We start from the raw sequence: 20,013 nt of genomic DNA, 5'->3' as shown, positions 1-20,013 counted from the left end.
ATCATTCCGCCCTTACGCTTTAATATTGGACATTTGCTGATCAAGCTCGCGCATCCGGTTGAAGGAAGCGATGGATACGGCAACCTGATCGTCTTTCGGTTCTTTCGTTGTCAGCAATTGCAGCCATAGACCCGGGTAGCCGAGGTAGCGCAGCACAGGTATGTCACGCAGTGCATTGGTGATGCGAAGCACCTCATAAGAAATGCCTAGCACGATAGGAAGCAGCAAAATACGAATGTAAATTCTTTCCCATATGGAATCCCATGTAAAGATTGGCAGTGAATAAATAATAACGCCGACAATGACGGTGAAAATAATAAAGCTGCTGCCGCAGCGATAATGCAAGCGGCTGTACTTCTGCACATTGCTAATCGTTAGCTTCTCGCCTGCTTCATAGGCGCTAATGACTTTATGCTCGGCGCCATGATATTGAAACAGTCGTTTGATAAGCGGCGTAAGCGACATCAGGTACAAATAAGTAAGCAGCAGAATGATCTTGATAAGTCCTTCTAATAGGTTATGACCGACCTTACTTTCAAATACATTGCTGAACAATAGTTCTTCCAGCGCAGCGGGAGCCGCAGTGAAGATCAGCTTGCCGAATATAAAGGACAGAACGCCCGCGACGGCAACGCCGACTATCATACTGAGGCTGAAGCCGGATTTTTGCTCCTTTTCAGGCTTCGGCTGTGCTTCGGGGTTTTTAGCAGCTTCTTCCTTCGCCTCATCCTCCGCGTAATTTTCCATGGAAAAGTTCAAATGCTGCGAGCCTTTGGCGCTAGAATCTATTATGCCGACAACCCCACGAACAATTGGAATTTTCTTTAGCTGCTGTATCCAGCGCTTCGTCGTCCGCGGAACCTCATAAAAGATGATTTCGTCATTTTTGCGGCGAACGGCTGTAACATTGACATGGCTTCCTGCGAACATGACGCCTTCAATGACAGCTTGTCCTCCATAGATGCTTTTGGATTTTTGCGACAAGTGTTGGTCACCTTCCTTAAAAGTGTATCGTCCCGATCAGGTGACGAATCAATTTGTTTCATTTTCTTCGAATAGTTCTATTGTACTTGATCAGTGCGGCAATTGCCAACGTTTCAACTGCACGGTGCAGCCATAAACAGCTGCTAAGCGAGGCGGTTACTTCCATGCTTTTTTTCACATACTAAATCAAGGCTTCTTTTACCTAGGAAGCGAAGGAGGATATCAAGCTTGGAGGCGAAGGAAACGATGGCAGAAAATAAACAAAATAAACGTACCGCCGGAGACGAAGGCAATCCATATGAAGGCAAGCATCATACGAATATTTGGACGTATTGCTTATCGACGGGCTTTTTTGCCGGATTGATTTGGGGCGTTTTACGCTGGTTTTTTTATGAAATGAAATTTACGCTGGAGCTTCCGGGCATAATGGCGGACCCGTTTTTCCGCTCCGCTTTTTTGAAAACAGGCTGGGGTTATGTGGTGGGCATTGGCAGCTACATTGTTTTTTCAATGATTGCGGCGCTTATATACGGGTTGCTATTGCGCAAGCTCAAAGGCCCTTGGCCTGGCGTGCTCTATGGGCTTGTGTGGTGGGCCATTATTTTTCTTGCTTTAGGGCCGCTTCTCCATGTGACCAGATCGGTGTGGAAAACGGGCTGGAATACGCTCAGCGCAGAGCTTTGCGTCTTTTTGCTATGGGGTGTTTTTATCGGCTATACGATTGCTTTTGAATTTACGGATGAGGCATCCAGAGAGCCGGTACAGGCAAGCTGAATAGTTGTCTCTTCTCAAGCGGCGGGCAAATGTGGTAAAATGGCAAATGATCTTTGTCTTAAGTATTGAATTGTCCGTTAGGAGGTGTGCAAATGCTCAACATTCTGGTGCTTAATGGCCCGAATCTGAATATGCTTGGCGTTCGGGAGCCAGGAATTTATGGATCGGCTACGCTTGCTGATATTGAGGCTAAATTGCTGGAGCAGGCTAAGGGTCTGAATGTACAGCTGGATTTTTTTCAATCCAACCACGAGGGCGCCCTTATTGATCGGATACATAGCGCTTATGGCGCAGAGGATGGCATACTTATTAATCCCGGGGCGCTTACGCATTACAGCTATGCGCTGCGCGATGCGCTCAGTACAGTAGCACTTCCTGTTGTAGAGGTGCATTTGTCCAACATACACACGCGCGAGGCCTTCCGGCATGTGTCGGTTATTGCGCCTGTAGCGGTTGGACAAATTGCCGGCTTCGGTCCGCAGAGCTACGAGCTTGGGCTTGCGGCTCTTGTTCGAAAGCTGGAAATGATTTAAAAAACGGAAAGGGGATGAGCATAATGTCAAAGGAAAGAGTGAACCGCTTACGCGGCGTCCTTACGGAGCTGGGTCTGGAAGCTATTCTTATTAACAGCGAGTACAATCGCCGTTATATGAGCGGATTTACAGGCTCCTCTGGTATGGTCCTCATTACGTTAAACGACAGCATTTTGCTGACCGATTTCCGCTATATGACGCAGGCTCCTGAGCAGGCGATTGGCTACGAAATCGTGGAGCATGCGCCTAAAGCGATGGAAACGGTGAAAGAGCTGTTGAAAGCGAGAAACATCAGCAAGCTGGGCTTTGAGCAGGAGCATGTCGTTTACAGCGAATTCGCCGCATGGACAGCTGTGCTTGGCGATATCGCCCTTCATCCGGCAGCAGGTCTTGTTGAGGGCCTGCGAATGATCAAGGATGAAGCGGAGCTGCAATTAATGCAGGAGGCTGCCGATTTGGCAGACGCGACGTTTACGCATATTCAGAAGCTGCTTCAGCCTGGCGTGAAGGAAAGCGATATTGCACTGGAGATGGAAATTTTCATGCGCAGCCACGGTGCCCATTCGTCCTCATTTGAGACGATTGTAGCGTCTGGCGAGCGCTCGGCGTTGCCGCATGGCAAGGCGAGCGAGCGAATCATTGGCAACAATGAATTCGTAAAGCTGGATTTCGGCGCTTATCTGAAAGGATACTGCTCTGATATTACGCGCACGGTTGTCGTTGGTACGCCAACGGACAAGCATCGCGAAATTTATGACATTGTGCTGGAAGCGCAGTTGAACGCTCTTGCTCATATCCGTCCGGGTATGACGGGTCGCGAAGCGGATGCTTTAACACGCGATGTCATTACGAAATACGGCTATGGCGACAAGTTCGGTCACGGTACCGGACACGGACTCGGGATGGAAGTTCACGAGGCTCCGCGTTTGTCCAAGCTTAGCGATACGATTTTAACCCCCGGTATGACGGTAACGGTTGAGCCTGGCATCTATCTCCCCGGTTTCGGCGGAGTACGGATCGAGGATGACATCGTAATTACGGACACCGGTATTAAAATATTAACCGCATCGACTAAAGAGTTTCTTACTTTAGGCTAATTCGCGGTGACAGCGGTAAAAAGCACGACCAAGCTTGCTATTTTTCTAATCCCAGGAGGTAATCAGCAGTGATTTCAGTAAATGATTTTAAAACAGGGTTAACAATTGAAGTAGATGGAGACATTTTCTCCGTAACCGATTTCCAGCACGTTAAGCCAGGCAAAGGCGCGGCATTCGTACGCTCCAAGCTGAAAAACCTCCGCAACGGCAACGTTGTAGAGAAAACGTTCCGTGCAGGCGAGTCGCTTGCTCGTGCGATCATTGAAAACCGTGCGGTTCAATACTTGTACAACTCCGGCTCCGAATACACGTTCATGGACAATGAAACCTACGATCAGTTCGAACTGAACGAATCGCAGCTGAAATGGGAAATCAACTTCCTGATCGAGAACATGACGGTAAACATTTCGAGCTACCAAGGCGAAATTATCGGTATTCAAATGCCGAACAGCGTTGAGCTGAAGGTTGTTGAGACCGAGCCAGGCATTAAAGGCAACACGGCTACCGGCGCAACGAAAAATGCGAAGCTTCAAACGGGACACAACGTACAGGTTCCATTGTTTATCAATGAGGATGATGTGCTGTTGATTGATACACGCGAAGGAAAATACATTTCCCGCGCATAGGAGATGGCGATCAGCTGCTTCAAGGGGCCACACCCCTTGAAGCAGCTTTTTTCTCATTTTCTCGTAAAAAGCATTGATGAATAAAGGCCTGCTATTGTAACATTCAATATAATAGTTAAGCTCATGCATCTGGGGATTACGTAGGGGAGTAGAGGGAATGGCAAGAAATAGCTTTGTTTTTTTGCTGCTGGCCTGTTGGTTTTTGGTGGTGGCATGTAGCACGGGACCGGAGCGGCAAGAAACGATTAAGCCCGCTGCAGGTGCGGAGTCTGCTGCCCCTAGTGGTCCAAACGCGCTGGAGGCTGTTCAAGCAAGGGGCACGCTGCGAATTGGAACGGAAGGAACGTATGTCCCTTTTTCTTATCATGACGAAAACGGAAAGCTTGTCGGATTCGATGTAGAGATAGCAGAGGAAATATGCAAACGTATTGGCGTGGAGCCTGATTTTATTGAAACGCCATGGGATGAAATTTTTACGGGACTGGATGAGAATGCATTTGATGTTGTTTTTAATCAAGTCAGTATCCGAGAGGATCGACTGGAGCAATATCAGTTTTCCGATCCGTATATTTACTCTCATATTGTGCTGCTTGTAAAGCAGGATAATATGGACGTTAAGAGGCTTTCGGACTTAAACGGGAAAAAGGCGGCGCAAGCGCTGCGAAGCAATTTGTTTGATATCGCACAGCGGTACGGCGCAGAAATTGTGCCTGCCACTGGCTTTGATGAGGCAATATCTTTGCTGCTGACAGGAGAAGTCGATGCAACGGTAAATGATGCGTTGACGTATTTGGATTTAAAGCATCGCCAGCCAGAGATGCCGATCAAAATTGTGGATGAAATGTCAGAGGCGACTGCAAGCGGCGCTCTGTTTACGAAAGGGCATGATGAGCTTGTTCTAGCCGTCAATGGGGCGCTTGCAGCTATGAAAAAGGACGGTACTTATTTGGAAATTTCAAAAAAATATTTCGACACCGACGTATCTAGGTAGCGTGCTTAAGCTGTGAAGGTTGCTTGTATTTTTGTGATGGGATATACCCAGATGTGCTGCGGTTGTGCTATAATATTAACTTGTATGTATATGTCAAGGTTGGGAGTGAGTCAGCTTTGTCGTTTATAGTGATGAAGTTTGGCGGAAGCTCGGTGGGAACGCCGGAGCGGATGCAACGGGTAGCAAAACGAATTATTGAAAATAGGCAGGCGGGACACGATGTTGTTGTTGTTGTATCAGCAATGGGGGATACAACCGACGATCTGATCGACCAATCGAAGCTGCTTAATCCTAATCCGCCAGCGCGCGAGATGGATATGCTGCTTACGACAGGCGAGCAAATATCGGTAGCGCTTTTGTCGATGACGATTCACCAGCTGGGACACCATGCCGTTTCGTTAACAGGCTGGCAGGCGGGAATTCGTACAGATGCTATACACAGCAAAGCGAAAATTACAGATATTCGTACGGATCGCATGCTCAAGGAAGTGGATGCTGGTCATATTGTTATCGTAGCCGGTTTTCAAGGCATGTCCGAGGATGGCGATATTACGACGTTGGGACGCGGCGGCTCCGATACGACGGCGGTTGCACTGGCGGCTGCGCTTAATGCGGATGTGTGCGAGATTTACACCGATGTGGATGGTATTTATTCGACCGATCCACGCGTTGTGAAGTGCGCTCGCAAGCTGGATGAAATTTCGTATGATGAAATGCTGGAGCTTGCCCATCTGGGAGCGGCTGTGCTTCATCCGCGTGCAGTTGAATACGCGAAGCATTACAATGTAAAGCTGGTCGTTCGTTCAAGCTTTACCTACAACGAAGGTACAAGTGTAAAGGAGGAAGTAACGATGGAACAAGGCGCTGTCGTTCGCGGTATTGCATTCGATAAAAATGTAGCTAGAATCAGTATTCTGGGCGTTCCAGATTTGCCAGGCGTGCTCGCGACAGTATTTGGCGCGCTTGCAAACAATGGCGTGGATGTAGATATTATTGTGCAAAGCGGCGTACAGGACGGCACAGCCGACTTCTCCTTCACGCTCTCGCTCGATGATAAAGACAAAGCGGTTGCAGTCATTGAAAATTTGCACGGAGAGCTCCCGTACAGCAAGGTAACTTCCGAAGACAATTTGGTTAAAGTGTCAATCGTTGGCGCTGGCATGGTCAGCAATCCAGGCGTTGCTGCTACGATGTTTGCAGCGATTTCGGGTCTGGGCATCAGCATTAAGATGGTTAGCACGTCTGAAATCAGACTTTCCTGCGTTATTGATGCTGAACCACTTCAAGAAGTAGTTCGTGCGCTGCATACGGCATACGGTTTGGACACAGCTGAGCAAGCTTTCGTTGGCGGGCCGCAGGATCGTCGTTAGACGACTTTCATAAACGCAAGCGACATAAGGGTAAAGGCAAGGAGCATACGCTCTTTGCCTTTTTTTTGCACCTCGGAGGGGATATAGAGTAGTACGGATCAGCTAAAATCAGATATGATGAAGCAAAAGGAAGGGGTGATTGGTTTGGAGTGCTTAAGGGAAATCATTTGGGCTGACAGCACGAGCTTCATGAATGAGCTGCTGAAGCAAGAACTAGCTTGCAGCAGCATGCAGGGGGGTCTGGAGGCTAATGTGTGGAAATTTTCGTCTGATGCAGGCAGCTTCGTTCTAAAAATATGGAACAAGGATTCCGATCCTGATGTGCATTTTCAATATATTCTGCTGCAAGCACTTCGAAATAGGGGCATTTCTGTTTCCACTGCTTACGGATGGGGCTATACCGCTTCTGGGCATAAAGCGCTGTTAACCAGCTATGATGGCAGCCCGCTTTCTAAAATGAAAAATCAACAAGTAGAAAATTTGGCTCATTTATTGTTGGACATCCATAAAGTATCCGATCAGGACTTAGCGCCTCCGCTTCATAGAAAATACGATTTTATTCGTTATTTTTACCCGCAAATTGAAGAGCATCCAGATATCTATACGAATTTAATAAGGCTAATAAATGGCTCGGATTTGCAGCAAAATAACTTTATCCACGGTGATTTCAACTTAGGCAACGTAGTGGAAAATCAAGGGAGATACACAATAATCGACTGGACCAATGGGCAACTAGGGGATATCAGATATGATTTTGCCTGGACGAGCTTTTTAATTTATTTATACAATGGGGAGCAATTAGCTGCGTTATTCCAAAATGCGTATTTGGCACAAATTGAATATAATAAGGAAGAATTGCTCATCTTTGAAGCTATTGCGTGTCTCAGATGGCTGTTGCTCTATAGATTCGCGCCAGTCCCTAAAGACGAGTCAACGATCAAACGTATAAATTTCAAAATAATAGAAAATAAATATATCAATAAGTCGCTTGTACTGGAGTAGCAGTCGACAAGTGAATAAGGCAGACTAGCGGGTGATTTTCTCGCCGGGGTCTGCCTTATTTATGGTGTAATCAAGGCTTAAGCAGCACAAGCTTCTCTCCTTGCAGTATGGGAACGTCTTTATAAATATCAACTTGTGCGCATGTCTCAATATCCTGCTGGAGTCCAAGCTTAAGCAGCCGCTTGCCGGTTGCGCCAGAGGCGAGTGTTTCAAGTGCGTAAGCACTGCGGCTGCGATAGAAGCCCAGCAAGGCGAGTGCGAAGTCATCCAGCTCCAAAGCGTTCATGCCTGCCTGCGTCATCTGTTCAAGCAGCAGCCCGGCGCCAAAGCCATCCTCGGCAGCAAACGCATCATTATAGCCCGCGCATAAAATGACGATATCGCGCCGCAGCGCTAGCGCTGCGCGGGCACAGGCAGTGGCGTTCATTAGCGCTGCTGTCAATACATAATCGGCACGGGCGGATTTTTGCAGCGCGCGTGTTCCGTTCGTTGTCGTTAATATAATACGGCGGGAGCGAACCGCTGCGGCTTCATATTCGTCAGGCGAATTGCCAAGGTCAAAGCCGGATATTTTTCGACAAAATCGTTCTCCCCCTAATAAGTCCCCCGCCATCTGTGCTGCTTTAGCCTCCATGACCGTTTCCGCTGGAATAATGGCTTCGGCCCCCGCGGCAAGCGCCGTCACAATCGTGCTTCCAGCCCGCAATACATCAACAACGATGGCTGTTTTATGATGAAAGCGCGTCTGGCTGGCTTCGTTCACGCTTGATATGACCTCAACCTGCATGTCATTATCCGCCTTTCTTTACGTTAACTTCTCCTAGCCTTATGCCTGCAATATATGCACCTTCTTCTAGGCATGTGTCCCGGTGCACAGAGGTTATGAATACGGAGGTCTGCTGCATAAGCTAGAAGCAGGTCGGCCGGACAAGGGTGGAGGTGGATTTTTATGCTGAATAAAATCGTGCTGGCAATGGCCTCCTTGCGCCTTGCCTCGGGAACCATCGAAATTTGCGCGGCAATTATTATGCTTAAGCTCAATCAGATCGACAAGGCGCTGGTCGTTAATTCCTCTTTGGCGATGGTCGGGCCGCTTATATTGATTGCGACTACGACGATTGGTTTGGTAGGGCTCGCAGACAAGCTGTCCTATAGCAAATTTCTCTGGGTAGCGGCGGGCATTCTATGTCTAATGATTGGTATTTTGAAAAAATAACGAGAAATAGCGCCGTGCCAAGCATGAGAGCTAATTCTAAATGGTGCAGCTTGCCTCGTAAAAGGAGCTGCTTTACGCCTAGTTAAATAAATCTAATCTAGCAATTTCGATCCAGGTGGACATATTTTAGCTGGCCAAGCATACATATTAAAGGACAAAGGACAAACATCCGGGAGTGATGAACGCATGCTTAGCCGCATTACGCATTTGCTGCCGCTAGAGCTGAAAGCGATATTGGAACGGCTGCCAGCGGAGGTTCAGGAGCAGCTGGAAGAGATACGGATTCGCGAAGGGCGCCCGCTGGAAATTGGCATGGCAGGCCAATCGCGTTTCGCTGCAATTGATGGCACGCTCGGGGCCCAAGCAGGCGGAGCGTACAAGCCTACTGCTGACCTTTGCCGCAAGCTGCTGGAGCGGATGACCAATTATTCCTTGTATGCGATGGAGGAGGAGCTCAGGCGGGGCTTCATTACAGTCGCAGGGGGACATCGGGTTGGACTCGCAGGGCGTACCGTTCTCGATAACGGCAGCGTACGCGGCATTCGTGAAATAGGCGCTTTTAATATTCGGATTGCCAGGGAGGTTCCCGGCTCGGCAACTCCGCTCATGCCGAAGCTGCTCGACCGATCGCGCAAAACGATTCGCTCCACATTGGTGCTCGCCCCGCCCCAGCAGGGCAAGACGACGCTCGTTCGCGATATAGCAAGATCGGTCAGCTACGGTTTATGGGGAGGCGGGGAGACGGCTGGCTGGCCGGGCAAGAAAGTGGCAATTGTGGACGAGCGCTCCGAAATAGCTGCTTGTGTGAGGGGAATTCCCACCTTTGATATTGGGCCGCGCAGCGACGTCATGGATGCTTGTCCGAAGGCGGAAGGAATGATGATGCTGCTGCGCTCGATGTCGCCGGATGTCATTATTGCGGATGAAATTGGCAGGCCTGAGGATGGCGAGGCGATTCGGGAAGCCAGCCATGCCGGAGTCAGCGTCATTGCGACAGCCCATGCGTATGATGCCGAGGATGCGAGAGGACGGCCTGTATTGCGCTCGCTGCTAGAGGAAGGGGCATTCTCCCTCATTGTCGAGCTGCGCCGAACTCCTTCGGGCATTATGCACCGAGTACTTACGGCAGAGGCTTGTGTAAGAGGCTGGGCAGCGCGCGAGCCAACAACAGCTGTGCCGCGATTAGCCCAAGATGCTGCGCCGCTATTTTCCGGGCTGATGCGGGGCGATGCCATGTGCTGAAGCTGCTTGGCGCGCTGCTGATTTTGTTCGCCGGAACGATGCTGGGCTTTCAGCAGGCAGCGCGTTTTGCCGCACGGCCTCGGCAGCTTCGTCAGACCGCTCATGCGCTGCAGAAGCTTGAAACCGAAATTGGCTACGGGCATACACCGCTGCCGGAGGCGCTATCCCGAACCGCAGCATTTGTTCCATTTCCACTTAACCGGATGCTGATGCTTGCCTCCGAAGGGCTTGCGAGCGACGAAGGGCTTTCCTTTCGCGAGAGCTGGGAACGAGCCATTCGAGAGATTTGGGGGGCAACGGCCATGCGCAGTAACGAGCAGGCGGTGCTGATCCGACTTGGCTCGACACTCGGTTTAAGCGATCGTGAGGATCAGCTCAAGCATTTGAGGCTGGCGCTCATTCAACTGAAGGAGGAGGAAGAATCGGCACGGGAGGATCAGGCGAGGTATGAGACGATGTGGAAAAGCCTCGGCGTTTTAATTGCCGTGCTGCTCGTTATTTTGATGGTTTAATGGGGTGCCGCGGAAATGAATATGGATGTGAGCGCCATTTTCCAAATAGCCGGTATCGGAATTATCATTGCGATGATTCATACGGTGCTTAAGCAGATGGGGAAGGAAGATATGGCGCATTGGGTAACACTAATCGGCTTTGTTGTTGTGTTGTTTATGGTTGTACGTATGCTGAACGAGCTGTTTCAGGAAATTAAAACGATTTTTCTGTTCCAGTAGCTAGCTTGAAGAGAAGCCGCAAGTAGGTGAAGCGAAGTGGAAATCATTCAAATCGTCGGTCTTGGGCTGATTGCAACAGTCCTCATCCTTGTCGTTCGAGAGCAAAAGCCGCTGTTCGCCTTCCTGCTTGCGGCATTTACCGGCCTCTTTATTTTTCTGTTCCTGCTTGGCAAAATTGATTCCGTTATTGCGGTGCTTTCTGATTTAGCGAATCGCTCCGGCATTCCCTCAATTTATTTGAAGACGGTGCTGAAAATAATAGGTATCGCCTACATTGCTGAATTTGGCGCTCAAATTGTTAGAGATGCCGGACAGGAAAGCATCGCGTCGAAAATCGAATTCGCTGGAAAAATATTAATTCTCGTCATGGCGGTGCCGATTATTAGCGTCATTATCGAAACAGTCATCAATCTGCTGCCGACAGGGGGAGGAGCCAGTTGAGAATAAAGCTTGCTGGCAGCTTCTATCCGCCGAACGCTATTTGGCTCACGGTGCTTACAGCCGTTTTGTACGTATTGCTGCTTGTGCCAAGCTCCGAGGCGGCAGCGCGTGCTGCGTCGACGTCAGAGCGGCAATCGGAGCCGACTTCCTACCAGCAGCTAGCTTCACAGGTGGCATCTTCTCCTCAGTTCCAGCCGCAGCAGACTCCGCAAAGCCAGCAATCGCAGTCTGTGCAGCAGCAAACACAGCAGGCGCAAGCCGCACTTGGGCAGCTGACCGGCAGCGGGCTGAACGATATGGATACGGACGCGGTGGAGAAATACTGGAATCAGCTTAAAAATGAATATGGCGGATTTTTCCCTGAGCAGAAGCTGCCTAGCTTTGCCCAAATGCTGCTGCCGGGCGGAGAAGGGCTCAAGCTGGAAACGGTGCTCAAAGGACTATTGTCTTATTTTTTGCATGAGGTGCTGTACAATGGCAAACTGCTGGTCACAATCGTCACGCTGACCGTGTTCAGCATGATGCTGGAAACGCTGCAAAACGCCTTCGAGCGCAATGCAGTCAGCAAGGTAGCTTACTCGATTACCTTCATGGTCATCCTTATCATCACGGTTAACAGCTTTAACGTAGCGATCGGCTATGCCAAGGAAGCGATTGAAAGCATGATTCAATTCATGCTGGCGATGCTTCCGCTGCTGCTCGCGCTGCTGGCGTCGATGGGCAATGTTGTGACGGTGTCGGTACTGCATCCGCTTATTATTTTTATGATTCATGTCGTAGGCACGCTTGTTTATACGCTCGTATTCCCGCTCTTGTTCTTCTCGGCTATCTTGCACATCGTCAGCGCCATGACGGAACGCTTCAAGGTGACCCAGCTGGCTAATCTGCTGCGCAGCATCAGCATTACCATTTTGGGCGCGCTAGTTACGATTTTCCTCGGTGTCGTTTCTGTGCAGGGGGCGACGGGGGCGGTAACGGATGGTGTAACGATGCGAACAGCCAAGTTCGTCACGGGCAACTTCGTTCCTGTCGTCGGTCGGATGTTCTCGGATGCGGCGGATACCGTCATATCGGCTTCCATGCTGGCGAAAAATGCAATCGGGCTAGCAGGCGTCATTATGCTGCTGTTTATAAGTGCTTTTCCCGCGATCAAAATTATGACGCTGGCGCTTATTTACAACGTATGCGCTGCTGTCATGCAGCCCCTTGGAGATTCGCCGATTGTAGCCTGCCTGCAAACGATTGGCAAGACACTGATTTATGTATTTGCCGCATTGGCCGCTGTCAGCCTCATGTTCTTTCTCGCCGTCACAATCGTGCTGACAGCAGGAAACGCAGCAATGATGGTCAGGTAGCTTGGCCCCGCGGTTTGAAAATAAGGGAGGCGAAACGCATGGTAGCTTGGCTGAGCGATTGGCTGCGCGACATTATCGCCGTCATTATGCTCGCTGTATGCACCGAGCTGCTGTTGCCCAACAAGGCGATGCTGCGCTATGCGAGACTAGTTATCGGCCTTCTCGTGCTGCTGACGCTGCTGTCTCCGCTGCTTCGCCTGCTGCAAGGCGACGTAACGGCGGGACTGAGCGCAGGCATCCAGCAATGGGAGATGAGCACGGCACAGAAGCAAGTGAAGATGCCGACGCTTGCCGACATACAGCGTCAGTCGGAGGAGCTTAAACGCAAGCAGCAGCAGCAGGCGGCTAAGCTTACTGGCCGCACGCTCTCCACAGCGATGGAAGCTGCAATCGTTCGCTATACCGGGCAGACGGCAAGCTCGGTTGAAGTCAAGCTGAAATGGATCAAGGAAGGAGATGTTGAGATGGTCGAAATGGATACGGTGACCGTGACGTTTCCGCAGCTGCTTCCTGAAGAAGAGGCTGCTCCGCCGAGAGGGTCCCCTACAAATTTGGCTGCGAATTCGACGCAGGATTTCCAACAGGAAAATAGACAGATCGAAGAAGTGGAGCCAGTAAGCGTGGAGGTTATGGTGCCTGAGATCGTCGAGTCCGGGCCGCTTCCAGCATCAAGTGGACGGAGTACGGCTGGTGAACCGTTATGGCAGCCCGTGAGCGCAGAGCTTGATAAGCAGACCAGAGCTGTGCTTACCGAGGGCTGGGGCTTATCGGCTCAGGCTATCATAATTCGCCAACCGGCAAGCATTCGCGGAGAAAAGTAAAGAGAAAGGAGGGGATAATGACAGGTGGCGAAGTGGCTGGAGAAGCTTGAAGCGATGGCGGGCGGAGGCCCTGGTGGACCGAATCGAGTGAAAATGCTGCGCCTCCTGCTCATTATCGGATGTGTTGGAGCGATGCTGATGCTGATGAATTCATTCCTCACCTTTAACAAAGTTGAGCCTTCCTTACAAGGGCAAAGGCAGGGGCAGGAGCAAAATCTGCAGTCATTAGATGACACGGCCTGGACCAGCCCAAGCTCGCGGGAAGGAGCCTCATTCGAAACAGTGGAGCAGCCGCTGGAGGCGAGGCTTAAGGAGATTTTGGAGAAAATCGTTGGTGTTGGCGAGGTGGATGTTCTGGTCACTATTGATTCGACAGAGGAGATCGTCGTTGAACGCAATGAGAAGGAGACGCAGTCGGTGACAGACGAGAATGACAAAAGCGGAGGCAAACGGCATATTACGGCGATTAACAAGGATGGCGAGGTTGTACTCGTCGAGGTGTCCGGCGATCAGAAGCCGATTATCAAAAAGACGATCAACCCACGCATTCGCGGCGTCCTTATTGTCGCCAAGGGCGCGGAAAATGCAACCGTCAGACGTTTAATTATAGATGCGGTCGAAAAAGGCGTAAATGTTGCGGCAACTCGCATTTCTGTTGCACCGAGGAAGCAATAATCCAGCTTTTATACCATTTTGAGGAGGGTGTTCACATGAACACGAAAAGACAAACGATTTGGCTCGTATCAATGCTCAGCTTGATGGTGGTACTGTCCGCCTATTACTTGTTTACGCAGGACGCAAGCTCGCCAGATTTGCTCACAGACAACACACAGCAGGAGCGGGCGGTGACGCAGGGAGCAACGGAGGCGGCGGGCAGCGGCATCGTCGTGGATGAGGTGCAGCATGGTGCAGACAATGGGCTAAGCGCTGCTGATAAAGAGGTGCTGGAGCAGTATGAGCAAGGAGGGGCGGCAACGAGCGTATTCGCAGATATTCAGCAGAAGCGGACGCAGGAAAATAACGAGGAGCTTGATAAGCTGATGGCGGATATCGCCAATACACAAGTAGATAAAGAAAAGTCTACTGAAGCGGCTAAGCAGCTTTCCATGCTCGAAGAAAAAAATGTAAAGCTGACAGAGCTGGAAGAACAGCTGATGCAAAACTATGAATCAGCAATTGTGGATGAAGAAAACAATGTTTATAAAGTCGTCGTAGCCAGCGAGAAGCTTGAAAAAAATCAGGCAGCCGATATTGTTGATCTCGTCATGAAGAAAATGGAAATTAATGCCGATCAGGTATCCGTGCAATTTGTACCTTAATCAGGCCTTGCAAGAGCATAAAATCCCGGACGTCAGCTATGCTGGCGTTTTCGGGATTTTCCCATGTCCAACGATGCACAGGAATAGGATTTCGCCTATATAATGCAAAAAAGGATAAAGGAGCAAACTATACGCTATGTATCGCTATTATTTACAACTGTTCAATTGTGGCCGAGGCTAAGGGTGAGCAGGACGTTTTTTGTAGAGGGGGCCATGCGGCTGATTATGGGGTATTTTATGCATTTGTAAAAAAAAATTCGTGTTCCTGAGCGTTTATGATATAATGTTAAACGTTATTGTGCCAATTAATAAAAGTGAACAATGCAAGCTAAGCTTACTATGCGGTTTTGCTGCCGCAAAACTAAGCAAATGCTTACGAAGCGGTTTTGCTACCGCAAAACTAGGCAAATGCTTACGAAGCGGTTTTGCTGCCGCAAAACTAGGCAAATGCTTACGAAGCGGTTTTGCTACCGCAAAACTTTAAGGAGTGAAAAATTCATGTTCAAATTGAGCGAGATTAAAGAATTGATCAAGCTTGTCGATCAAACCTCCGTTCATGAGCTGGAAATCGAAAACGAAGGGACTCGCCTGCTAATTCGCAAGCCCGGGAAAACGGAAGTCGTCAATGTGCAAGCAGCCCCGCTAACGCATACATATTCACAGCAGCCTGCACCTGTTTACACAGCAGCACCTGCTGCTGAGCCAGCCTCGCAGCCTGCAGCGGCAGAGAAGCCTGCAGCTCGCGCTGCAAGTGAGAATTTGCACCAAATTACTTCCCCGATGGTAGGCACGTTTTACAGCTCGCCAAGCCCTGATGCTGCGGCATTCGTAAAACCGGGCGACCGTGTATCCGAGAAAAGCGTCGTTTGCATCTTGGAAGCGATGAAGCTGATGAACGAGCTGGAGGCGGAAGTGCGCGGCGAAATCGTCGAAGTGCTTGTATCGAATGGCCAATTGGTGGAATACGGGCAGCCGCTATTTTTGGTGAAGCCGGAATAACAGCATTGCTCCTTCTGGGAGAACTAGCCATTTGAAAGGAGTAATAATGTGAATTTCCAAAAAATTCTTATTGCCAACCGCGGCGAAATCGCCGTGCGTATTATTCGCGCTTGCCGCGAACTAGGCATTACAAGCGTAGCCGTTTATTCGGAGGCGGATCGCGATTCGCTGCATGTGCGCCTAGCAGATGAAGCTTATTGCATCGGGCCTACTTTGTCGAAGGACAGCTATTTGAATTTAACGAATTTGATGAGCGTAGCTACCATTACGGAATGTGATGCGATTCATCCAGGCTATGGCTTCCTTGCTGAAAATGCGGATTTCGCGGAAATCTGCGAATCCTGCAACATTACGTTTATCGGTCCTTCACCGGAAGCGATTAGCAAAATGGGCGACAAGGCAGTAGCCAAGCAAACGATGCAGCAGGCTAACGTTCCGGTTATTCCCGGCTCTGAAGGTCTAATTGAGACGATGGAAGAAGCGGTCGAAATCGCTCGTCAAATCGGATATCCCGTCATTATTAAAGCGACAGCGGGCGGAGGCGGCAAGGGCATCCGTATTGCTGATACCGAGGAAATGCTCGTTTCGCAAATTACGACGGCACAGCAGGAAGCACAGAAAGCTTTCGGCAATGCAGGCGTTTATTTAGAAAAATATTTGACTGGCATGAAGCATGTCGAGGTTCAGATTATGGCGGACAAGCATGGCAATGCTGTACATCTTTTTGAACGCGATTGCTCCGTTCAGCGTCGTCGCCAGAAGTTGGTAGAAGAGGCGCCTTGTCCAATTCTCTCTCCTGAGCTTCGCGAAGCGATGGGACAAGCAGCTGTTCGCGCAGCGCTTGCTGTTCAATATTCAGGGGCAGGAACACTTGAATTTTTGCTCGGACCGGACGGCCAATTTTATTTTATGGAAATGAATACTCGTATTCAGGTTGAGCATCCCGTTACAGAAATGATTACGAATGTTGATCTGATTAAAGAGATGATTTCCGTGGCAGAAGGCAATCCGCTTTCCTTTAAGCAAGAGGATCTTGCGATTAATGGCTGGTCGATCGAATGCCGGATTAACGCAGAGGATCCAGAGCGTAATTTTATGCCGTCGCCAGGACATATTCCGTTCTATCTGGCTCCAGGCGGTACAGGCGTACGGGTCGACAGCGCGGTTTATCCGGGCTACACAATTTCACCGCATTATGACTCAATGATTGCCAAGCTGATCGTTTGGGGAAGAACTCGTGAGGAAGCGATTGCCCGCATGAAGCGAGCTTTGTCTGAATTCGCGATTGAAGGCATCAAAACAACGATTCCTTTCCATCAAAAACTGCTGGAGCATCCAAAGTTTATTGAAGGAAATTTTGATATCAAGTTCCTTGAGGAATATGATGTGTTCCATCCGGAGAAGGCTGCGGCAGTAGCTGCGGACAATATGTAATGGTTTGTCATATTTCATGGCGAATGATATAGTATAGAAATAAGATGCGGAAGCTTTACCCGCTTGATGCAGGGCGGGACGCGCAACTTTAGGGAGGTGTAAAGCTATCATGAGTACAACAGCAACGGATTATGAGAAAACGGACATTGGCGTTATTCAGATCGCACCCGAGGTTATTGAAGTCATTGCTGGGCTGGCTACAGTTGAGGTGTCTGGTGTAGCTGGCATGAGCGGCGGTTTTGCAGGCGGAATCGCAGAGATGCTTGGGCGTAAAAACTTGTCTAAAGGCGTTAAGGTTGATGTTGGACAGCGTGAGGCGGCGATTGATGTATCCATTATTGTGGAATACGGCAACCGCATTCCAGAAATCGCTTCAGAAATTCAGCGCAATGTGAAACGTTCGATTGAAACGATGACAGGTCTGCATGTTATTGAAGTGAACGTACATATTCACGATGTTCATTTCAAAGCTGCTGAGAAGCCGGTAGAGGAAGACCAACTGCTGCGCGTTAAGTAATAACTGCATGGAAGAGAATTGACTATAACCCCCTCGTGATCGGCATGCCGCTCGGCGCAAGGGGGTTTTCATTCGGTCTGCCCGGAGGAGGCATTTGCATTGTTTAGAATTGTGGACAAGTTGCTATTGTTTATTTATAGCATCGTAATCGGTGCCGCTTCCATTATGATCGCATGTATTGGCTTTAATTGGATTTCGAAGCGAGCGCTTTTAATGGCTATTGACCATCTTTTTGAGCAACCATCGCTTCAGATTTCCGTTATTATTGTTGGGATTGTATTGTTTTTGCTCAGCTTGAGATTTTTTATTGTTTCCTTGCATCGCGGCTCTGCCGCTCCGCCATCCATTGATCAACGGACAGATTTTGGCGATATTCGCATTTCCATTGAAACGATTGAAAATTTAGCCCTTAAAGCAGCTTCCAAACGCCGTGGGGTTAAAGATTTGCGTGCGCGCATTCGTACTTCCGACTCTGGCCTTGACATTGTGCTTCGCGTGTTTGTTGATGGAGAAAGCTCTATCCCAACACTTACGGAAGAGATTCAGCTTGCTGTCAAAAGCCATATTGAGGATATTACAGGCATACCGGTTTCCAATGTGACGGTATTCGTGGCGAATGTCATTCAGACAGGCATGTACAAGAGTCGCGTGGAATAGAGGTGGGCTAGCGGATGTGGAGGGAATTTTGGGTTCATTACGGAAAGCGGACAATTGGCGCAGCAGCAGGTCTCTTTTTCGGCTTCGTGTATTTGTTTGCTGGTTTTTGGGATATGCTGGTTTTTATGCTGCTTATTTCAGTCGGTTATTGGATAGGTAAAAAGAAAGATTTACGGCAAGATCCGGTTGCTCCATGGCAGCAAGTTTGGAGTGTACTAATGGAAAGGTTTCGCCCGTTTAGATAATCCTGTGGTCTCCTCCGTTCTCCGGAAGCCGGATTGCCGGTTGTTCGAGGCAGGGAGGAGATCATAGGTTTTTTTGAAATATGGGAAAATAATCATCGCGATGGCGCCTAATAGCAAGAACGTCGCCAAGCGTTTTTATTAAAACATAAGCATGTGTTAGCTTCACCATTGTGAATGGGCTTATGTTTTACCCGCGAGACGGAAGCTTTGCCGCTAAAGGACGGCTTCAGCCGTTTACGAATAATAAATTTCAGTAAGCAGTGCAACTGCTGTGGAGGTCCCATGAAACGTAGATTAGCGAGAGAAATTGCAGTATCAAGCTTGTACCAAATGGAAATGAATGAAGTCACAGCTGATGAAGCGGTGGACATGCTTCTTGAAGAGGCTCATTCCGCTAATGAGATCGGTGCAGAGCCAGGAGATATTGGCAAGGCGGAAGATGATTTTGTAAGACAGCTCGTCATGGGCGTTGCGGAGCGGAAAGCGGCGATTGACGACATGCTGCAGGATCATTTGACCGGATGGCAGGTGGACAGGCTGTCTCGGGTAGACCGTCAGGTTTTGCGTCTGGCATGCTTTGAGATGGTATTCAGCGACGATGTGCCTCCGAAAGCCGTTATTAATGAGGCAATTGAGCTAGCAAAGCATTTCGGCACGGAAGAGTCTGGCAAATTCGTAAATGGCGTGTTAGGCAAGCTGATTAGCGGACTTGAGCAGCTGAAAGCCGAGAATTGATCATACAAACTAGGAAACCGTCGGCGTGAAGAGCCGGTTGGCAAGAAGGGGAGCGACACATTATGAGCGCACATATCATTTTAGGCAAACAGATTTCGGATCTTATTCGTGAGGAAATTGGGGCAGATACGGCTTCGCTTAAAGAACAGGGTGTTGTTCCGGGCCTTGCAGTTGTATTGGTTGGTGAAGATCCCGCTTCTAAAGTATACGTAGGTTCCAAGGAAAAGGCCTGCCAGCAGCTTGGATTATATTCCGAGGTTCACCGTTTGGCCGAATCGGCAACGGAAGAGGAAGTGCTGGCGCTGATTGCGAAGCTTAATGAGCAGGATAGCATTAATGGTATTTTGGTGCAGCTGCCGCTGCCTAAGCATATTAACGAGAAAGCCGTTATTGATGCGATTCGTGTGGAAAAGGACGTTGACGGTTTCCATCCTGAAAGTGTGGGTAATCTGGTAATAGGCGATGACAGCTTGCTGCCATGTACGCCGGCCGGCGTTATTGAGCTAATTAAACGTAGTGGCGTTGCTATTGCAGGCAAGCATGCGGTTGTTATCGGTCGAAGCAATATTGTGGGCAAGCCGGTTGCAATGCTGCTGCTTAGAGAGCATGCTACGGTAACGATCTGCCATTCCAAAACAGCAAATATGGAAGAGATTGCCAAGCAGGCGGATATTCTTGTCGTAGCCATCGGCAAAGCGAAAGCGATTGACAGCAAGTTCGTGAAGCCAGGTGCAGTCGTTATAGATGTGGGCATTAACCGTTTGCCTGATGGCAAGCTTGCAGGTGATGTGGATTACGAGGATTGCTTGGAGACTGCTGGTTATATTACGCCTGTACCGGGCGGCGTGGGTCCGATGACGATCACAATGCTGATCCAGAACACCATTAAAGCAGCTAAACGCGCAAACGGAATCGGAGCGTAAG

25 protein-coding genes are annotated in these 20,013 nt (G+C 49.4%); 23 read left to right on the top strand and 2 right to left on the bottom strand.

Going from position 1 to position 20,013, the window contains the following annotated elements:
* Positions 1 to 12 precede the first annotated feature (12 nt).
* Positions 13 to 984, bottom strand: a complete 972-nt coding sequence (locus tag V5J77_RS16115) for a DUF1385 domain-containing protein (RefSeq protein WP_338551854.1) — start codon at positions 982 to 984, stop codon at positions 13 to 15.
* Positions 985 to 1,212: 228 nt separating this feature from the next.
* Here V5J77_RS16115 and V5J77_RS16110 point away from each other — a divergent pair, with 228 nt between their 5' ends.
* The 7 genes from V5J77_RS16110 (at position 1,213) to V5J77_RS16080 (ending at position 7,377) form a co-directional block, all read left to right on the top strand.
* A complete protein-coding gene (locus tag V5J77_RS16110) occupies positions 1,213 to 1,758 on the top strand; it encodes a YqhR family membrane protein (protein ID WP_338551853.1) in 546 nt (181 codons plus the stop codon).
* Between the two features lie 92 nt (positions 1,759 to 1,850).
* Positions 1,851 to 2,291, top strand: a complete 441-nt coding sequence (aroQ, locus tag V5J77_RS16105) for a type II 3-dehydroquinate dehydratase (protein WP_338551852.1) — start codon at positions 1,851 to 1,853, stop codon at positions 2,289 to 2,291.
* Between the two features lie 23 nt (positions 2,292 to 2,314).
* The gene (locus V5J77_RS16100; RefSeq protein ID WP_338551851.1) at positions 2,315 to 3,388 is read left to right on the top strand and encodes a Xaa-Pro peptidase family protein; all 1,074 of its coding nucleotides are present in this window, start codon (positions 2,315 to 2,317) and stop codon (positions 3,386 to 3,388) included.
* Positions 3,389 to 3,456: 68 nt separating this feature from the next.
* Positions 3,457 to 4,014 (top strand): elongation factor P, encoded by a 558-nt coding sequence (efp, locus tag V5J77_RS16095; protein ID WP_338551850.1) that lies wholly within the window; start codon positions 3,457 to 3,459, stop codon positions 4,012 to 4,014.
* Positions 4,015 to 4,171: 157 nt separating this feature from the next.
* The gene (locus V5J77_RS16090; RefSeq protein ID WP_338551849.1) at positions 4,172 to 5,005 is read left to right on the top strand and encodes an amino acid ABC transporter substrate-binding protein; all 834 of its coding nucleotides are present in this window, start codon (positions 4,172 to 4,174) and stop codon (positions 5,003 to 5,005) included.
* A 116-nt stretch (positions 5,006 to 5,121) separates the two neighbouring features.
* Positions 5,122 to 6,375, top strand: coding sequence for an aspartate kinase (locus V5J77_RS16085; protein WP_338551848.1), 1,254 nt, complete (start codon positions 5,122 to 5,124; stop codon positions 6,373 to 6,375).
* A gap of 114 nt (positions 6,376 to 6,489) precedes the next feature.
* A complete protein-coding gene (locus V5J77_RS16080) occupies positions 6,490 to 7,377 on the top strand; it encodes an aminoglycoside phosphotransferase family protein (RefSeq protein ID WP_338551847.1) in 888 nt (295 codons plus the stop codon).
* Positions 7,378 to 7,447: 70 nt separating this feature from the next.
* On the opposite strand, the gene V5J77_RS16075 is transcribed toward V5J77_RS16080, so the two are convergent.
* Entirely contained in the window at positions 7,448 to 8,164 is a 717-nt protein-coding gene (locus tag V5J77_RS16075; protein ID WP_338551846.1) for a 2-phosphosulfolactate phosphatase, read from the bottom strand.
* Positions 8,165 to 8,326: 162 nt separating this feature from the next.
* Here V5J77_RS16075 and V5J77_RS16070 point away from each other — a divergent pair, with 162 nt between their 5' ends.
* The 16 genes from V5J77_RS16070 to folD all read left to right on the top strand — a co-directional run bounded on the left by V5J77_RS16070 (position 8,327) and on the right by folD (position 20,012).
* Positions 8,327 to 8,593, top strand: coding sequence for a YqhV family protein (locus V5J77_RS16070; RefSeq protein ID WP_338551845.1), 267 nt, complete (start codon positions 8,327 to 8,329; stop codon positions 8,591 to 8,593).
* A 186-nt stretch (positions 8,594 to 8,779) separates the two neighbouring features.
* Positions 8,780 to 9,835, top strand: coding sequence for a stage III sporulation protein AA (gene spoIIIAA / locus V5J77_RS16065; RefSeq protein ID WP_338551844.1), 1,056 nt, complete (start codon positions 8,780 to 8,782; stop codon positions 9,833 to 9,835).
* Positions 9,829 to 10,347 (top strand): stage III sporulation protein SpoIIIAB, encoded by a 519-nt coding sequence (spoIIIAB, locus tag V5J77_RS16060; RefSeq protein ID WP_338551843.1) that lies wholly within the window; start codon positions 9,829 to 9,831, stop codon positions 10,345 to 10,347. Before spoIIIAA ends, spoIIIAB begins: the two co-directional genes overlap by 7 nt.
* Positions 10,348 to 10,362: 15 nt before the next feature.
* The gene (gene spoIIIAC / locus V5J77_RS16055; protein WP_046231940.1) at positions 10,363 to 10,566 is read left to right on the top strand and encodes a stage III sporulation protein AC; all 204 of its coding nucleotides are present in this window, start codon (positions 10,363 to 10,365) and stop codon (positions 10,564 to 10,566) included.
* Positions 10,567 to 10,602: 36 nt separating this feature from the next.
* Positions 10,603 to 11,007, top strand: coding sequence for a stage III sporulation protein AD (gene spoIIIAD / locus V5J77_RS16050; RefSeq protein ID WP_046231941.1), 405 nt, complete (start codon positions 10,603 to 10,605; stop codon positions 11,005 to 11,007).
* Positions 11,004 to 12,362: a stage III sporulation protein AE gene (gene spoIIIAE, locus V5J77_RS16045; protein ID WP_338551842.1), complete on the top strand. Its 1,359-nt coding sequence runs from the start codon at positions 11,004 to 11,006 to the stop codon at positions 12,360 to 12,362. The genes spoIIIAD and spoIIIAE overlap by 4 nt, the downstream gene beginning before the upstream one ends.
* A 38-nt stretch (positions 12,363 to 12,400) precedes the next feature.
* On the top strand, positions 12,401 to 13,183 hold the full coding sequence (spoIIIAF, locus tag V5J77_RS16040; protein ID WP_338551841.1) for a stage III sporulation protein AF: 783 nt from the start codon (positions 12,401 to 12,403) through the stop codon (positions 13,181 to 13,183).
* Positions 13,184 to 13,207: 24 nt separating this feature from the next.
* Positions 13,208 to 13,858: a stage III sporulation protein AG gene (spoIIIAG, locus tag V5J77_RS16035; protein ID WP_338551840.1), complete on the top strand. Its 651-nt coding sequence runs from the start codon at positions 13,208 to 13,210 to the stop codon at positions 13,856 to 13,858.
* Between the two features lie 35 nt (positions 13,859 to 13,893).
* Complete coding sequence (locus V5J77_RS16030; RefSeq protein WP_338551839.1) at positions 13,894 to 14,502, top strand: SpoIIIAH-like family protein; 609 nt, start codon at positions 13,894 to 13,896, stop codon at positions 14,500 to 14,502.
* A gap of 498 nt (positions 14,503 to 15,000) precedes the next feature.
* Complete coding sequence (gene accB, locus V5J77_RS16025; RefSeq protein ID WP_338551838.1) at positions 15,001 to 15,501, top strand: acetyl-CoA carboxylase biotin carboxyl carrier protein; 501 nt, start codon at positions 15,001 to 15,003, stop codon at positions 15,499 to 15,501.
* Between the two features lie 48 nt (positions 15,502 to 15,549).
* A complete protein-coding gene (gene accC / locus V5J77_RS16020) occupies positions 15,550 to 16,935 on the top strand; it encodes an acetyl-CoA carboxylase biotin carboxylase subunit (protein ID WP_338551837.1) in 1,386 nt (461 codons plus the stop codon).
* Between the two features lie 109 nt (positions 16,936 to 17,044).
* Complete coding sequence (locus V5J77_RS16015) at positions 17,045 to 17,452, top strand: Asp23/Gls24 family envelope stress response protein (protein ID WP_338551836.1); 408 nt, start codon at positions 17,045 to 17,047, stop codon at positions 17,450 to 17,452.
* A 99-nt stretch (positions 17,453 to 17,551) separates the two neighbouring features.
* A complete protein-coding gene (gene amaP / locus V5J77_RS16010; protein ID WP_338551835.1) occupies positions 17,552 to 18,109 on the top strand; it encodes an alkaline shock response membrane anchor protein AmaP in 558 nt (185 codons plus the stop codon).
* A 14-nt stretch (positions 18,110 to 18,123) separates the two neighbouring features.
* The gene (locus V5J77_RS16005; RefSeq protein ID WP_338551834.1) at positions 18,124 to 18,354 is read left to right on the top strand and encodes a DUF2273 domain-containing protein; all 231 of its coding nucleotides are present in this window, start codon (positions 18,124 to 18,126) and stop codon (positions 18,352 to 18,354) included.
* 282 nt (positions 18,355 to 18,636) lie between these two features.
* Positions 18,637 to 19,089: a transcription antitermination factor NusB gene (gene nusB, locus V5J77_RS16000; RefSeq protein ID WP_338551833.1), complete on the top strand. Its 453-nt coding sequence runs from the start codon at positions 18,637 to 18,639 to the stop codon at positions 19,087 to 19,089.
* 62 nt (positions 19,090 to 19,151) lie between these two features.
* Positions 19,152 to 20,012 (top strand): bifunctional methylenetetrahydrofolate dehydrogenase/methenyltetrahydrofolate cyclohydrolase FolD, encoded by an 861-nt coding sequence (folD, locus tag V5J77_RS15995; protein WP_338551832.1) that lies wholly within the window; start codon positions 19,152 to 19,154, stop codon positions 20,010 to 20,012.
* The last annotated feature ends 1 nt before the right edge of the window (position 20,013 follow it).

The organism is Paenibacillus sp. KS-LC4 (genome assembly GCF_036894955.1).
Classification (GTDB): Bacteria; Bacillota; Bacilli; order Paenibacillales; family Paenibacillaceae; genus Pristimantibacillus.
Note: the sequence above shows the minus strand (reverse complement) of the source record. Positions and strands in the feature narration are given on the sequence as shown.